Raw genomic sequence first — 14974 nt, 5'->3', positions numbered from 1 at the left:
AAATTTTTTTATGTTTTTTTTATTATAAATTATGTAATTCAGTAAAATTTTAATTTTTATAGTTTTTGATATAAAATTATGAAAATAAAAGGATTTTTGTTTTATTTGGCTTGGTGAGTGAATTTTAATTTTTCTTAAAATTAAGTTTTTATTAATTAATAGAATGATAATTCTTTAGAAACACTATAAAATAGTGCTCATGAATTAAATTTATTTTTTTAATTTATTTAAAACAATATGTTATGTTGGCTATTAGAATCTTTGTTAAAAAAAAGACTTGATCTTTAAGCTATTTTTTGAAATTATAGTCATGCAAATTGTGATCTATTTCCCACAATTTGTATTTCAGGTTAAGTGGTTATCACTAATGCTCATTTGCTATTTTTGCTTATGAGCATTTTTTTATGTGATTTTTTAATAGAACTACAAAGTTAAAAAATAGCCTTTGTGTTCCCTTGGTATCGTTAAGCTTATTTTTTTAGTAATTTTATAGAGCATAGTTAATCATATTGAATCGTCACCGTCGCTGTAGCTTTAACCTCACCTGCGGTCACATTGGTGGCGGTCTGATAATAACGGGCAGTTAAAGGAATATCATATTCAACAGTTTGGTTGGAACTCACGCTACCTATATTGAGTTTGGTTGCTTTTTGAATCGGCTTATTTGCCCCATTCATATTCCATAACAGTTCAACACCAACACCGTTAGCTTTTATTGAATTCGTAGCACTGTTATTAATCACCTGATTATTGGAGGTATCAGAATTATAATCAAAACTTAAGCTGATCGTATTGCTCGTAGCGATACCAGAGTTGTTTTCACCACCATTACATAAGATTGATAGATTAAAATTCTGTTCCCCTTGGGTTGATCCAATCGCTCTAAAGCCTGATTTCATCACGGTTGGAAGTTGAACTGGTGAATCTACACCATTTTGAATTTCACAAGATGAAGACGCAATAAGAATAGGGGCATTACTTAATACAGTAGTGGTTAAAAATGGGCGGTTCTGTTGCCCTGATACGTAATAGGTACTGTAACGGCCTGCAACTAGTGCACCAGAACCAGTTGTCATGGCAGTTTTAATAACTTCCATAACAAAATATCCAGGGGAAAGTGTATATATTTGATTCGGTGTTAATGTACGTCTATAAGGATAATATCCTGAAAAATCTGAAGCATCGGCAGCTTCGCGATAAAGTCGAATACCAATACCTGGAATATTGGTGGCATAAACATTATTGCCTATTGGGCTAATTGGATAATTTAAGGGGAGAGCTGCAATAATTTGATCACTCGCACGATTACAAGTTGCAGTCGAATTATTAGGAGATATTGTAAAAGTATTCTTTTGTAAGATCGTTCCTATTGGATCGTTTGGTTTTACTACGATTTTACCTATCGTCATCGGAATATCGACGGTAGTAAATCCTTTACTTAAATTGCAATTTGCATTTGTATGGCTATAAGCAAATAGACTCACTGCCAGAAATCCAATTTTTTTTAAAATATTATTCATTTACAGACTGCCTTTGTCATAATAATTGGTTGGTTGTTATGCTTTATTTGATCCGCTATATCGTATTCAATCTCGCATTTTTCAGTACTCGTATTTCCCCATTTCACATATAAACGATCATGGGTTAAGGGTGTTCGTAAATAAATGCGACTGCCTTGTGCGACAATGCCTATTACTTCGTTATTCTGGTTATATACCTGTGCGGCAAAAGGTAGATGTGAACCATCTAATGTTGTTGTACTAATAAAAAGTGCATAACCTTTTTTTGTTGAGAATTGGACTTTAGTGATTGAGCCTGCATAAGGCGCAATCCGTAAACTACTTTCAGCAAGTTCAACTTGGGTAGATATGTCTTGTGGGTCAAGACTAATGTCATTCATACGGTAAGGCGTAACATAGGGAATAACGGCATATCCGTTTTTGTTAATACTTAGCCCAGGTGTATTACCGACTTGTGCTCCAGTAGCATCCGGCGCATAGACCAACACCATAGTTTGGGCTTGATCTGGCCCAAACAAAATTCCTTGAGAATGTGCAACAACATTACCACTGAAGCTAAGCATTTCTTGTTGGTATGAATTTGCATGACTGAATGAAGCACCAAGTGTTGTATAGTTGGTTTTATAGGTGCCATTAATATTTAGGTTGGTTTGATCATGGTCCTGATTAGAAATTGATGCGCCGTAGTTTAAGCGATTTCCTGTAAAGCCACTGAAGCTTAAAATCTGACTGTTATCACCAATAACACTATTAAAAGTCAGAGAATTTTTCTTAAAATCTAATGGAAAAGAGAAAGACGCAAGGTACTGGGTATCTTGTCCTGTGCGAGCGCCGTCTTCTTCAATCTCGCTGCTCATTGCAGATAAACTATAAGTTAAATCTTTAAATTGATTGCTATAACCTAATTGGAACTGTTTATTTGTCTTGGGTTGATTCCAATAATTTATCCATGAACCGACTAAGTAAAAATTTCCCCATTGCTTTGGAAGTACCTGATTTAAAGTAATCTGAAATTCACTTTTTTGTTTGCCTACGGAAAAGCTATCAATATTTTGCTTTTGTAAATCTTGAATTAAAATTGCATCACGCAATTTGAGGTAGTTTTCTGTTGAATAGCGATAAGTCGCTAATGTTAAACTAGTATTTGTTGGGGAAAATAACTTACTGTAGCTTAAACGATAACTTTGCCCAGTCATTGTAGGTTGATGATCAAACTCAGTTTTTGACTGGGTAGCATCAAAAGAAATCGCTCCAATAGGTGTTGAAAAAGCCGTACCTAGTAAGAGTGAGAGATATTGTTGCGTTGCTTGAAGTGCGGTGTAAGTTGTGAGGTAATTATTAATTCCCCGTTGATACTTACCTTGTATTAGCCAAGGATTTAGACCTAGATTTGAATCTCGAAACTGTCCTAATGTGAAAGAGTATCGACTCATTTGCGGGCGTAGCATTTCGACGACAGAAGCATAGGGAATAGCGAATTTCTGAATTACCCCATTAGATTCAATTACCGAAACTTGTAGCTCGCCCCCAAATCCTGTTGGGTAAAGATCATTAATTTCAAAGTTTCCGGGCGGTACTGTTGTTTGATAAATTAAATTGCCTTGTTGCCTAACCTCGACTTTCGCATTGGTTTTTGCATAACCTCTCACTCTGGGAGCATAACCGAGCATACTGTTTGGAAGCATTCGGTCATCACTTGAAATATTTACTCCGCGATACGGTAAAGAATCGATAAAATCACTATTAGTAAAATAATCGCCTAAAGTCACAACACCATGAATTTTCGGAAATGCTTTTTGTATATATGTATTTGTTGAAGTATAAGAAGAATTATCAGATTGAAAATCAGTATGGTCTTGCCATTTCCATTGTCCATTATGGCGAAATTGCCAACTCGCTAAATTTGCTCCAAGATTAGTCCCCATGAAAGCATATACACTTTCATGTTGTTCGTTAACTATTCGATAAGCAGTCGCGTTATATGTCAAAAAAGCTGCATTAATACCTCGATCCCAAAGATGTGGATCGATATAGCCCTGTGCATTTTTTTCTAATGTGACTTGGGGGATAGAGATATCAATTCTTAAACGAGAACTATCAAATAAATAAAAAGCATTATCTATCCAATGACCTAGTGCATCACAAGAAAGAGAGGATGTATGAGAATGTTGGCTAAGCACATCAGCTTTTACACCATATTCTAGTAACATGGCTTCTGTAAAACAGGTTTCGGCATTTACGTTAGGAGAGCTGGCATTAAAGCGCATGCGTCGTTTACCAAACCATTGATCATTAATATAGACATCTAAGCTATATTCACCAGCTAAGATGGGGTTTCCATATTTGAAACGACCTATATCAATTTTTTGTGCATTACCTACTAAAAAATTGCTATCAAATTCTGCTTTTGAGAAACCTGAAACATCAACATTATTTTGTGCATATGCTGCCAAAGGCATAAATAACGCAATACTTGAGGCCACATAACAAGTAAAAGGGCTTTTTAAACATATATAAGGTATAAACCATTTAGACATAGTTTTAGAGCCTATTCATGATAGGTATTTAGATTTTTTTAAGTAATATAGTAAGCTTAGAACTTTATTGGATGCTCAACTCTTCCGCCGTAATCATTGATATATACAAAGCTCATATCTGCTACATTTTTATTCTTTAGTTTTATTTTATCTTCAGAAAAAGGGGCAACCATTAAACCTTGTTGTAACAAGTCTGCTTTATGGCCTTCAGTTCCTTGAAAAATGGAAGTGATAGTGAGGAAAAAGGGAGTCGGATTCTTTACTACTAGATATTGATCATTTATTTTCCATTGAACTTTTTCACTTAGCTGTTCAATATTTTCTTTTAGATCTATAGGACGATAAAAGAATTTAATTCGCGAACGTACAGCGAGCTGTAAAAAATTATTAGAAATTGGGGTACTTTGGTCTTGTTGAGTTTTGCCTTCGGGTTTAGGAGGTATATCTAAAACATTAAGCCAGAAAATTGATTCTTGTTGCTGACTTAATTGAGACGAATTAGGTAGAGCTGTAATTCTTAAAGTTTGGCCCTTAGTTGCTTCTACTCGTGAAATCGGGGGAGTAATAATGAAAGGCACATTTGCTTCATCGGGAGTTGATTTTGCATTTCCATCATCAATCCAAGCTTGAACAAGAGACGGAGCTGTGCCGTTATTGCTTAGTTGTAATGTGATCTCACGTGCATTTGAAGGATAAACGACACGAGTTCCATGCAAAACAATTTCAGTATGACCTATGGTAGTCAGTGCTACCTGTAGGCAAACTAATCCCCAAAAAAACTTACGACCACGAAAAAGCATGAGCCATATTCTCAATAATGAATAATAGATAGGAGATAGCTTCTATTTAGAAATAGAAGCTTCAGTTTTAATTTTATTGATAAATAATCGTGTATTTTACTTGCGACGTTACCGTACCAGCAGTAGAAGCACCTGTAGCATAATATTCAGCATAATAGTTAAGGTCAGCATCACCACCTGCTGAAACATTTACCCATTGCGAGTTGGTCTGCGTGCTATTCGTGCTTGTAGCAAGTACGGGGATTACAGCATTATTACTGCCTAGCAACTGGATATTCACGTTTGTTGCCGCACCCGAGGTTGCTTGGTTTAATAAACGACCAGTATTAAAGTCAACGGTAGCGCCCGGTTCAAAATAAGTGGCTACTTTACCAGCAGAAGCACAGTTCGTTAAATTAATTTGAAAAGGGGTACGACCAGCCACGTCACCTGCATTTTTTAAAGTCTGAGATGAAACTGTAGGTAGATTAATTGTTAGGTTTTTATCTCCAGTATCAATAGTACAAGTATTATCTGTAACAAGGCCATTAATAGTAATTGTGCCATCTGCTGCTTGTGCATTTGTTATATTTAAGAGAGAAACCGCTGCTATAAAAATAAACTTTTTCATAAAATCCCCAGAATAGCCTTTTAAAATAAAATCCATTACTTTTCAGCAAGTTTATTCTGCTTAAGTAAGGCGAAGGAAATATATCACTTTTCAACCAAAAAACAAGAAGAACATTATATTTATATATATTTTGATCAATTGTTTTTATAAATAAATTTTTTTTGAAATATATTTTTTATCAGTTGGTAAAATACTTTATGATTCATTTTTAAAATAAAATTAAAAAACTCGTAATATTTAAGTATTTGTATTTTATTAAATTAATCCAAATTTAAAATATTCCTGAGAGTAAATATTTATTTTATTTATATAACTATATGTTTTTAATAATAAATTTATTTTTTTAATTTATCTTGTGAATAAATTTATTTTTTAAGAATTTTTTAAGATTCAATTCCTACTGTTTTAGTTGTAATTCAATAAAAGATAATCTGGAGTTCCGTTCCATGAATAGTATGAAGTATAGCTATAAACCAAATTACTTTTTCTTTGCTCATAAACTAGTTTTGTTTTTAAAGGATTATCTGATTAAGCACCCAACGGAGCAGCAGACAACGTTTAACCTACAGACGATTTATGACATCTTTAGTCATGATCTTGCTTCAAGTACAACTAATCTTGAGGGTATCTTAAATATTGCAGATGAATACGTCTTTGAAACAGAAGATGGTTTACTTCCATTGATTAGTAAGCACTCTGTTAATCTCAAGAATCATGTACTTTCTTTGGAATTCTCACCACAAGCTTTGACAAGCTTATTGTCAGGTCGCTCTTTAGTGAATCCTAAAGCAGCTTAGATTTTCTTTTAAGGTAGAGTGAACTCATATAAAATTCATAAAATTTATTTTTAAGAGTTATTTATGAGTAAAGACTTTAAGGCCTTAACTTATATTGCGGATGATAAGATAGCAGATACAGTGACTTGGCTCTTACACCATCAAGATGTTTTCGATTCTTTTAATTTTGATGTATTGAGCCAGGAATTGTCTGTAACGCATGCAGCAGGAAAAGACATTATTCGAGTAGGGACATTTCTTAATGCCACTTACGGAATTTTAGTTACTTCTGTTTAAATAAAAAAGCCCTGAAAATCAGGGCTTTTTTATTTTACTGCACTAAGTTATGCACTCATTGCATTTACTGATAAGTCAGCAACCGTAGGTTTTGGTTTTTCTGCGGTTAAGCCAAGTTTATTAAACAACGCTTGGTCTTTACCTTCACCAGCATTTGGTGTGGTGAGTAATTTATCACCAGAGAATAGTGAGTTTGCACCCGCCATAAATGCTAATGCTTGATCTGAATCACTTAATGACTCACGACCAGCAGATAAACGAATATAGCTATGCGGCATAATAATGCGTGCAACAGCAATAGTGCGGATCCACTCAATTACATCAAGCTTTTCAACATCTGCTAAAGGTGTTCCTTCAATTGGAACAAGCATGTTAATTGGCACTGATTCAGGATGAATTGGCAAGGTAGCTAGTTCATGCAATAAACCAACACGGTCATCACGGCTTTCACCTAGACCTACAATACCGCCACTACAAACTTTCATACCAGCTTGGCGAACATAATCTAGGGTATTTAAACGATCATCAAAAGTACGTGTGCTAATGATGTGAGAGTAGTACTCACGAGATGTATCTAGGTTGTGATTGTAATAATCTAAACCAGCAACTTGTAGACGCTCTGCTTGAGATTGGTTAAGCATGCCTAAAGTCATGCATGTTTCTAAACCTAACGCTTTTACTTCACGTACCATTTCTAAAACATAAGGCATATCGCGCTCATGTGGGTTACGCCAAGCAGCACCCATACAAAAACGAGACGAACCTGAATCTTTTGCAGCTTTTGCTTCGCTAATCACTTTTTCTACAGCGATACGTTTTTCTGCTTCTAATTTTGATTCGTAATGTGCGGATTGTGAGCAGTATTTGCAATCTTCAGGACATTTACCCGTTTTAATAGATAAAAGGGTACTGACCTGAATCGAATTGGCAGTGAAGTGCTCACGATGTACTTGCTGAGCCTTGAAAACTAAATCCAAAAAAGGTTGTTCATATAAAGCTTGGATTTCTTCACGATTCCAATCATTACGTAGAGTCATTGTCATATCCATGATGATGGCATTAATTCACTACACATAATCATACAGAATTCGTATTAAAGCTATAGGGCAAAAAACATCATTTTTTTAATTTGATAGCTGAAGTTGATTAAGTTGCTGTTCAATTGCCCAATCAATATGCACATTGACGATTTCGTCATGTAAATTTTTGCCTTTGTGTAGCTGATCTACAATTTCTTTTGAATAAGGAGCATTTCCTAATCCGATAGCAATATTACGTTTAAATGACTGATAACCCGTCCTACGAATAGGGCTACCTTCTGTATTGGCTAAAAAAGTGGCTTCATCCCACTGCCAGATATCCAGTAGACTAATATTGTCTAATCCATTTCTAGGATTGAAATCGCTAATGGACGCAGTTTTGGCAAAACTATTCCATGGACAAATTAATTGGCAGTCGTCACAACCAAAAATTCGATTACCAATCCCTGCACGTAATTCTTCAGCAATAATTCCTTTGTATTCGATAGTTAAGTAAGCAATACAACGTCTTGCATCTAGCATATAAGGTTCGACAATTGCTTGCGTTGGGCAAATGTCGATACACGCGCTACAAGAGCCACAATGTGCTGTTGCAGGTTCGTCAAAAGGTAGGTCGAGTGATGTAAACAATTCACCTAAAACGAAAAAAGAACCCGACTTTTTATGAATGAGCAAAGTATGCTTACCTGTCCAACCCATACCGGCACTTTCAGCTAATGATTTCTCAAAAATAGGAGCCGAATCTGCAAAAGGGCGAGATTCAAAATCGCCGACTTTTTCACGAATTCTTGTTGCTAAAGTTTTCAATCTGCCACGCATGACTTTATGGTAATCACGGCCACGTGCATAACGGGCGATAATCGCAGAGTTGGGTTCGAAAGGTACATATCGAGGTTTTGGAGATTCCACAAGATAGTTCATACGAACGCAAATAATACTTTTTGTGCCAGGAACTAATAATGTAGGGTTGGCTCGTTTTTCTAGATTTTCTTCTAAATAGGTCATGTCTGCATGATAACCACGTTCTAGATATTCTAAAAAACGTGGCATTTGCTCTTGAGCATCTGGTTTTGCAATGACACAATCAGCAAAACCCAAGTCTAAGGCCTGAGCTTTGATCCATGCTTTTAATTCATGAGGATCAAGTTGTTGCACTGCAATGCGTGATGTGTCGGAAGATGTCATAAACCAAAATGCAAGAGGATAATAATATGCAGGCGGTAGTTTACCATAGCGATGATATTCGAGCATGGGAGCAGCGTTGGTTTGCTGCACAAAACTCCTCATTAGGTTTAATGCAACAAGCAGCTTGGTCAATCGCTCAGCAGTTCATCGAGCTTTTTAAAGATCGTAGCATTAATAATATTGCTGTTTGGTGCGGGCAAGGCAATAACGCAGGTGATGGCTACTTCATAGCAGGTTATCTAAAGCAAGCTGGATTTCACGTTGAAATATTTGCGGCTCAATTGGGTGAATCAAACGATTTACATTGTGCAGCGCAATTTGCTATAGAAAAGAAAGTTCAAATTCATTCAGATTTTGATATTAAAAGAACATTCGATTGCCATATTGATGCTCTATTTGGCATAGGCTTAAATCGTGAATTAAATACTAATTGGCAACAAGCTATTCAACAATTTAATGAACAATCTGGTTTAAAAGTTTCGATTGATATACCGAGTGGCTTACATGCAAATACAGGCTGTGCTTTACCTTTTGCAATACGAGCTGATCATACCTTTACTGTTTTAGGTCTTAAAGCTGGATTATTTACAGGTCAAGGTAAAGAATATGTGGGGCAAGTTCATTTAGTTAATTTAATTCCAATAGATGAAGACCTGAAACCATTAGCTTATTTGACATCTACAAATATTAAGCTTCCTAAACGTTTGGCTTTTGGTCATAAAGGGAGCTATGGTCATGTCTTAGTGGTTGGTGGACATGAGCAAATGGGTGGCGCTGTCATTATGGCTGCTGAGGCTGCTTTTCATGCAGGTGCAGGTAAAGTGACCGTGATTTGTCATCAAAAGCATCATCAAGCTATTTTGTCGCGGGCACCTAATATTATGCTCCGTGATATTAATGCTTTAGATGAAGAAAATATTAGAGAGATTTTATTTCAAGTTGATGCGGTATGTTTTGGAATGGGCCTAGGCCGTGACGATTGGGCAAAGCAAATTTATCAGCAATGGTTTAATTTGTTAAATCAAAGTACACACCTAGAAACTGTTTTAGATGCAGATGCTTTATGGTTTCTTGCCAAGCAGCCTGAAAAATTGGGGGAACATGTTTATGCGACACCGCATCCGGGGGAAGCTGCTACCTTACTTGGTTTCTCTACAGCACAAATTGAAAATGACCGAATTGCTGCAATTTATGCGTTACGACATAAATATGCGGGTCAGTGGGTACTTAAAGGAGCGGGTAGCTTAATTTTAGAGGATAACTTGTATATTTGTACCGAAGGTAATGCTGGTATGGGAACTGGTGGAATGGGCGATGTATTAGCTGGAATGATTGCAAGTCTAAAAGCCCAGTTCCATAAGGCAATTGCATTACATGAGATTGTTACCCTTCATGCTCAAGCAGGTGATGAACTTGCAAAACAAGGTATGCGTGGTTTACAGGCTTATCAAATGAATGAAGCAATTACTCAAGTAGTGAACTAAAAAAGTTTTAACGTCTACGACTGCTAGAGCGGCTTCGTCCACGTGCCATACCACCTAAGGCATTAAGGACAGAAAGTTTACTCATACTTCCCGATGCATGAGCATGGCAAATAGCGGCAGCAAGAGCATCGGCTGCATCGGATTGAGGTTTAATCGTCAAGTTAAGTAATCGCATGACCATCATTTGTACTTGTTCTTTGTCTGCTGCACCATACCCAACGACAGACTGTTTAATTTGACGGGCAGTATATTCTGCAACTTGTAAATCTAAATTAACTAATGCGGCTATGGCAGCACCACGAGCTTGCCCCAGTTTTAAAGCAGAGTCTGGGTTTTGAGCCATAAAGACCTGCTCAACCGCAGCTTCCGTGGGACCATGAAATTTCACAATTCGCTCAACGCCAGCAAAAATACGCTTTAAGCGTTCTGGCATTTCTTGAGTTTCAGTTCGGATTGTACCAGCATCAACAAAACGCAGTTTACTACCATCTTTTTCAATGATTCCATAACCTGTTAAGCGTGAACCCGGGTCAATTCCAATAATCAATGCCATGTGAAGACTTATATAAATAGTTCAGTAGGTATTGTTACATAGCCAAAACGGTTCTGCATGAGTAATTTAAAGAATGCTGTGATGAATGGTTATTTTTCGGTTTTTATTGAACCAAATTATATTTTCTAAAATTATTTGATGTAATTCTATTTTAATGGAATACTTATCTATAATTTTGGAATTAAAGTCTGTCGGCAGATGGAAGATATAAATATACGCATTGCGCAGCAAGTACGTGAATTGCGTCTAGCCCGTGGATATACCTTAGATATTCTTGCAACTCGATGTCAGGTAAGTCGTTCTGCAATTTCGTTAATTGAACGAGGTGAGGCGAGTCCTACAGCTGTTGTCCTTGAAAAGCTGGCAAATGGTTTAGGTGTGCCTTTGACTCAGCTATTTGATATCCCACAAAACAATCAATCACCTCAACCTATGGTTCGGCGTACTCAACAATCAGAATGGAAAGATCCCGAAACAGGTTATATTCGCCGTCAGGTTTCACCGCCAAATTGGAAATCTCCATTTCAAATCGTTGAAATCGAATTCCCGCCTCAGTCACGAATTACTTATGAAATTAGTGAAACCTCCAAGGTGGTACAACAGCAACTCTGGGTGGTTGAAGGGGAAATTGATATTCAATTAGGTGATTCTTCTTATGCTTTAAGCACAGGGGATTGCTTGGCAATGCAACTCAACCAGCCCGTCATATATAGCAATAATTCATCTCAAGTCGCTCGCTATATTTTAGTCGTCTCTAATCAACTTGTTTCTGTCGTTAAGGAATCTTTATGACCTATTCCCTCAATTCTAATTTTCGTTTAATTGATTGTAATGAAGCAGAATATTCTGGGGCTATATTAGAGATTCTGAATGAGGCAATTATCAACTCTACCGCTCTATATGACTATTTACCGCGCTCTGAAGAATCGATGAAAAACTGGTTTTCAGTGAAACGAGAAAATGGTTTTCCAGTGATTGGTATTATTGATGAAACAAACAAGTTATTAGGTTTTGCGAGCTGGGGAACTTTCAGGGCTTTTCCTGCCTATAAATATACTGTTGAACATAGTATTTATATTCATCATGAGCATCGTGGTTGTGGGCTAAGCAAAATTTTAATGCAAGAGTTGATTAAGCGTGCTCAAGAGGCTGAGCTACATGTATTGATAGGCTGTATTGATGCGACCAATCAGGCAAGCATTGGTTTACATGAAAAAATGGGCTTTATCCATGCAGGTACTTTTAAACAAGTCGGGTTTAAGTTTGGACAATGGTTGGATGCCGCTTTTTATCAGTTAAATTTAAATACGCCACAGCAGCCAGTTGATGGGTAAATCATAAAGCTCAAATCTCAAGTTTAAGAAAATAGCCCAGTTTGTGATGAAATAAAAACAGGGCTATAGAGCCTAAATTATAAAATACCGAGTTGTTCTAATCCTTTATAAGCAATTTCTTTTCGAATAGAACTGGGAATTCCTTTTTTCATTTCTAAATTGAGCGAGAATGCCACAATTTCTCCTTGTGGTTGAACGACCCAGCCGGTTAACCAGCCAACTTGTGGTTCAACATCCCATCCCCAACCACTTTTAGCATAAATTTTACGTCCATTTTTTTCTTCTATAAACACCATTGATTGGACTTGTTCTTGTACATTTTTACTAAATGGAAGAGTTTTATTAGCTAATTCATAAGCAAATTGGGTTTCTTGCTCAGGAGTAATTTTAAGTGGGCCGACAAGCCAAAAATTATCTACTTTTGAACCAATGTCTGCATTACCGAAACCAATACGTTTTACCTCTTTAGACATAAGATCAAGTCCAATTCTTCGCGCTAGTTCTTGATAAACTGGAATAGCAGAAGCTTTCATTGCATCGCCTAAAGTCATGTCCTTTTCCCAATCAGGAAATAAACGCTTTTGCCCGTCCCATTTAAATACTTCAGTTGTCGTTGCTTTATGATGTTCAAGTCCAATTAAAGCATTTAGCATTTTAAAGGTAGAGGCGGGAACATATTCTGTTGATGCTCTTTTAAGATCATTGCCATAAATTTCTTCGGTCTGCCCACGCTTAATCACTAAAACTCCCGTGGTCTGTGCCTGATCAAACAGAGATTTAATTTCTTCTGAATTTTTATTGGCAGAAATAGAATGTATTTGATGTTGTTTTACTATGTTAGAAGAGCAGGCAGATAAAAAGAGAGTAGCTGTTGCAACGACAAGGACTTTTTTATACATAGTTCTGACTAAGTGTAATTTGTGAAGTGTTATTAATTAATTTAACTTGAATAGAACTGACTTTAGATAGGTAAAATGTAAGCTCTTTAGGGAAGTTTACATGTCTGTGGAACTTTTAAAGTTCTCTATATGTATAGCGGAAATAAAGAAACAATCTGAACTTTGCTAAGTAAATAAGATCTTTTTTGACTAAATATGTTCTTTTTCGAAGAACTTTCCTCTCAAATAAAGTAAAAAATTTAAAATCTGATTGAAGTGGCACTTGATAAACCTGATACAGCACTCATTAATAAGAAAGCATGTTTGTTTTTATCGAGTTAAAATCAAATGTACTCCAGTATTGCAGACTCTTATTGATCCGATAGTATTGTTAATTTTTTAGAAATTAGACAAAACAATCAGAGTTAAGAGAAATGCTTAATCCTTATGTGAAACTTAGATAGGGTTAGGTCAAATAAAACTGCAATGAATTTTCTTTTTGAGATAGATAAAGTTTTACATGAATTTACTTCTTATTGTAGTTCTGGGCGCGATTGTTGAAATTGCCTTATGGATTGGCGTAGCACAGTTCATCAGTGGATGGTACGTGTTCTTTTGGTTCATTATTGCTTTCTTTATTGGTTTGGGGCTTATTCGCAGAAGTACTGCTGGTATTATGCCTCAATTACAGCAAATGCAGATGACAGGCCAGCTAGGTAGTGACCCAACTGTAACTAAAAAACTTGCTTACGCTTTTGCAGGTTTCTTATTAATGTTGCCAGGTCTTGTATCTGATGTTTTGGCTGTTTTAATTTTGATTCCTGGTGTTCAAACCGCATTCCGTAACATAGCGATGAGAACTCTTGCAAAACGCCAACAAGCCATGATGAATAAAATGATGGGTGGTATGGGCGGTAATGCTTCGGGACAAAATCCATTTGCTGATTTAATGCGCCAAATGCAAGATATGCAGAATCAGCAAGGTGGTGGTCAAGGCCAATACCATGATTCAAACATTATTGATGGCGAAGCGCGAGATGTTACGCCAAACCACAAAACAATTGAGCATAAAAATAAAGATTAATAAGTAATGATGTTATGAAAAAGCTTAAACCTGATGGGTTTAAGCTTTTTTTATTTTTAAAATTATCATTGATTCTGTGAAACCGAAGTAGATGAATCACTATCGTCTATTTCTAATTTAGTTTCTTCTTGTGGTTTTGACTGCGGTTGATATTTATTTGAAGGTAGAGCGGTTTGCTTGTTTTCAGATTGTTGATAACCTCGACTTCGGTTTGCTCTTTCGCGAAAGCCACCTTTATTAATCAGCTGTGTATGAGACATGCATTTGCCTAAAATATGAGATTATTCGCTTATTTTAGCAAATTTGGCAAAATATCAAAATAAGAAAAATAGTGCCAAAAAAATAATATTTAACTTATCTTTTTGTATTTTAATAATATTTTTTAATTGACTCAATTGTTCATTCAGATTGAATTATCTTTTCATTTCACATAGGATAAATATAAAGGATGTATAAATTAAAAATGCAGCAAACCTATTAAAAAAACAACGGTTGAAATGAGGGAAGGAGGGTTACCTATGCTATATCAATACCATTGTGCGTGTTGCGACAAAGTTGTGGCATCAACTGATAAATCATGTCCATATTGTGGTTCGCAACATATTCGAAGCCCGTATGGTTTGTGGATGTTTTGTGTGATGGCTTGTCTAGCAGTTGTCGTTGTATTTAAAGTTGTCCATATTTATGTCCAGAACCATCAAGATACTCCGACGCAGTCAACATTACTTGATGTATTAAATCAGGATGATAAAACCACAAGACAATAAATTTTGATCAGAGCTACAAATGATATGGCATCAAGGATGGTTGCTAAAAGAGTAAACCCTGCATATTATGAAATTTGAACTGTAAAAAAGCCCGCTCATTGGCGGGCTT

Annotated in this window: 16 protein-coding genes; 7 read left to right on the top strand and 9 right to left on the bottom strand. The window is 36.1% G+C overall.

Annotation, left to right across the window (positions count from 1 at the left end; translation table 11 throughout):
• Window positions 1-500: 500 nt before the first annotated feature.
• The 4 genes from AOLE_RS11170 to AOLE_RS11155 all read right to left on the bottom strand — a co-directional run bounded on the left by AOLE_RS11170 (window position 501) and on the right by AOLE_RS11155 (window position 5467).
• On the bottom strand, window positions 501-1520 hold the full coding sequence (locus tag AOLE_RS11170; protein ID WP_013198122.1) for a fimbrial protein: 1020 nt from the start codon (window positions 1518-1520) through the stop codon (window positions 501-503).
• The gene (locus AOLE_RS11165) at window positions 1517-3973 is read right to left on the bottom strand and encodes a fimbria/pilus outer membrane usher protein (protein WP_081399328.1); all 2457 of its coding nucleotides are present in this window, start codon (window positions 3971-3973) and stop codon (window positions 1517-1519) included. The genes AOLE_RS11170 and AOLE_RS11165 overlap by 4 nt, the downstream gene beginning before the upstream one ends.
• 140 nt (window positions 3974-4113) lie before the next feature.
• The gene (locus tag AOLE_RS11160; protein WP_013198120.1) at window positions 4114-4857 is read right to left on the bottom strand and encodes a fimbrial biogenesis chaperone; all 744 of its coding nucleotides are present in this window, start codon (window positions 4855-4857) and stop codon (window positions 4114-4116) included.
• A 73-nt stretch (window positions 4858-4930) separates the two neighbouring features.
• Window positions 4931-5467, bottom strand: a complete 537-nt coding sequence (locus AOLE_RS11155; protein ID WP_421613622.1) for a fimbrial protein — start codon at window positions 5465-5467, stop codon at window positions 4931-4933.
• 446 nt (window positions 5468-5913) lie between these two features.
• Between AOLE_RS11155 and AOLE_RS11150 the strand changes: the two genes are divergently transcribed.
• On the top strand, window positions 5914-6264 hold the full coding sequence (locus AOLE_RS11150; RefSeq protein WP_004792817.1) for a hypothetical protein: 351 nt from the start codon (window positions 5914-5916) through the stop codon (window positions 6262-6264).
• 63 nt (window positions 6265-6327) lie between these two features.
• Entirely contained in the window at window positions 6328-6540 is a 213-nt protein-coding gene (locus AOLE_RS11145; RefSeq protein WP_005304605.1) for a hypothetical protein, read from the top strand.
• Between the two features lie 47 nt (window positions 6541-6587).
• On the opposite strand, the gene bioB is transcribed toward AOLE_RS11145, so the two are convergent.
• Entirely contained in the window at window positions 6588-7577 is a 990-nt protein-coding gene (bioB, locus tag AOLE_RS11140; protein ID WP_004792815.1) for a biotin synthase BioB, read from the bottom strand.
• A gap of 87 nt (window positions 7578-7664) precedes the next feature.
• The gene (gene queG, locus AOLE_RS11135) at window positions 7665-8765 is read right to left on the bottom strand and encodes a tRNA epoxyqueuosine(34) reductase QueG (protein ID WP_013198118.1); all 1101 of its coding nucleotides are present in this window, start codon (window positions 8763-8765) and stop codon (window positions 7665-7667) included.
• A 26-nt stretch (window positions 8766-8791) separates the two neighbouring features.
• Here queG and AOLE_RS11130 point away from each other — a divergent pair, with 26 nt between their 5' ends.
• Window positions 8792-10249, top strand: coding sequence for an NAD(P)H-hydrate dehydratase (locus AOLE_RS11130; RefSeq protein WP_013198117.1), 1458 nt, complete (start codon window positions 8792-8794; stop codon window positions 10247-10249).
• 7 nt (window positions 10250-10256) lie between these two features.
• On the opposite strand, the gene ruvC is transcribed toward AOLE_RS11130, so the two are convergent.
• Window positions 10257-10802, bottom strand: a complete 546-nt coding sequence (gene ruvC, locus AOLE_RS11125; protein WP_002121356.1) for a crossover junction endodeoxyribonuclease RuvC — start codon at window positions 10800-10802, stop codon at window positions 10257-10259.
• A 198-nt stretch (window positions 10803-11000) separates the two neighbouring features.
• On the opposite strand from ruvC, the gene AOLE_RS11120 reads away from it, so the two are divergent.
• Window positions 11001-11594, top strand: coding sequence for a helix-turn-helix domain-containing protein (locus tag AOLE_RS11120; protein WP_013198116.1), 594 nt, complete (start codon window positions 11001-11003; stop codon window positions 11592-11594).
• Window positions 11591-12136, top strand: a complete 546-nt coding sequence (locus AOLE_RS11115) for a GNAT family N-acetyltransferase (RefSeq protein ID WP_013198115.1) — start codon at window positions 11591-11593, stop codon at window positions 12134-12136. Before AOLE_RS11120 ends, AOLE_RS11115 begins: the two co-directional genes overlap by 4 nt.
• 77 nt (window positions 12137-12213) lie before the next feature.
• Here the strand turns inward: AOLE_RS11115 and blaOXA are convergent, their stop codons facing one another.
• Window positions 12214-13035, bottom strand: a complete 822-nt coding sequence (gene blaOXA, locus AOLE_RS11110; RefSeq protein WP_013198114.1) for an OXA-213 family carbapenem-hydrolyzing class D beta-lactamase — start codon at window positions 13033-13035, stop codon at window positions 12214-12216.
• A 499-nt stretch (window positions 13036-13534) separates the two neighbouring features.
• On the opposite strand from blaOXA, the gene AOLE_RS11105 reads away from it, so the two are divergent.
• A complete protein-coding gene (locus AOLE_RS11105; RefSeq protein WP_013198113.1) occupies window positions 13535-14098 on the top strand; it encodes an FxsA family protein in 564 nt (187 codons plus the stop codon).
• A 65-nt stretch (window positions 14099-14163) separates the two neighbouring features.
• Here the strand turns inward: AOLE_RS11105 and AOLE_RS11100 are convergent, their stop codons facing one another.
• A complete protein-coding gene (locus tag AOLE_RS11100; protein WP_013198112.1) occupies window positions 14164-14358 on the bottom strand; it encodes a hypothetical protein in 195 nt (64 codons plus the stop codon).
• A gap of 258 nt (window positions 14359-14616) precedes the next feature.
• On the opposite strand from AOLE_RS11100, the gene AOLE_RS20550 reads away from it, so the two are divergent.
• Window positions 14617-14865, top strand: a complete 249-nt coding sequence (locus tag AOLE_RS20550; protein WP_005304620.1) for a hypothetical protein — start codon at window positions 14617-14619, stop codon at window positions 14863-14865.
• Window positions 14866-14974 lie beyond the last annotated feature (109 nt).

Source organism: Acinetobacter oleivorans DR1 (assembly GCF_000196795.1).
GTDB classification, from domain to species: domain Bacteria; phylum Pseudomonadota; class Gammaproteobacteria; order Pseudomonadales; family Moraxellaceae; genus Acinetobacter; species Acinetobacter oleivorans.
The sequence above is the reverse complement of the archived record's forward strand: the minus strand, read 5'-3'. Positions and strand labels throughout refer to the sequence as shown.

Coding starts and splice junctions, on each gene's coding strand:
- AOLE_RS11170 (WP_013198122.1), bottom strand. CDS start 1,520: ATGAATAATATTTTAAAAAAAATTGGATTTCTGGCAGTGAGTCTATTT.
- AOLE_RS11160 (WP_013198120.1), bottom strand. CDS start 4,857: ATGCTTTTTCGTGGTCGTAAGTTTTTTTGGGGATTAGTTTGCCTACAG.
- AOLE_RS11155 (WP_421613622.1), bottom strand. CDS start 5,467: ATGAAAAAGTTTATTTTTATAGCAGCGGTTTCTCTCTTAAATATAACA.
- AOLE_RS11150 (WP_004792817.1), top strand. CDS start 5,914: ATGAATAGTATGAAGTATAGCTATAAACCAAATTACTTTTTCTTTGCT.
- AOLE_RS11145 (WP_005304605.1), top strand. CDS start 6,328: ATGAGTAAAGACTTTAAGGCCTTAACTTATATTGCGGATGATAAGATA.
- bioB (WP_004792815.1), bottom strand. CDS start 7,577: ATGACTCTACGTAATGATTGGAATCGTGAAGAAATCCAAGCTTTATAT.
- queG (WP_013198118.1), bottom strand. CDS start 8,765: ATGACATCTTCCGACACATCACGCATTGCAGTGCAACAACTTGATCCT.
- AOLE_RS11130 (WP_013198117.1), top strand. CDS start 8,792: ATGCAGGCGGTAGTTTACCATAGCGATGATATTCGAGCATGGGAGCAG.
- ruvC (WP_002121356.1), bottom strand. CDS start 10,802: ATGGCATTGATTATTGGAATTGACCCGGGTTCACGCTTAACAGGTTAT.
- AOLE_RS11120 (WP_013198116.1), top strand. CDS start 11,001: ATGGAAGATATAAATATACGCATTGCGCAGCAAGTACGTGAATTGCGT.
- AOLE_RS11115 (WP_013198115.1), top strand. CDS start 11,591: ATGACCTATTCCCTCAATTCTAATTTTCGTTTAATTGATTGTAATGAA.
- blaOXA (WP_013198114.1), bottom strand. CDS start 13,035: ATGTATAAAAAAGTCCTTGTCGTTGCAACAGCTACTCTCTTTTTATCT.
- AOLE_RS11105 (WP_013198113.1), top strand. CDS start 13,535: ATGAATTTACTTCTTATTGTAGTTCTGGGCGCGATTGTTGAAATTGCC.
- AOLE_RS11100 (WP_013198112.1), bottom strand. CDS start 14,358: ATGTCTCATACACAGCTGATTAATAAAGGTGGCTTTCGCGAAAGAGCA.
- AOLE_RS20550 (WP_005304620.1), top strand. CDS start 14,617: ATGCTATATCAATACCATTGTGCGTGTTGCGACAAAGTTGTGGCATCA.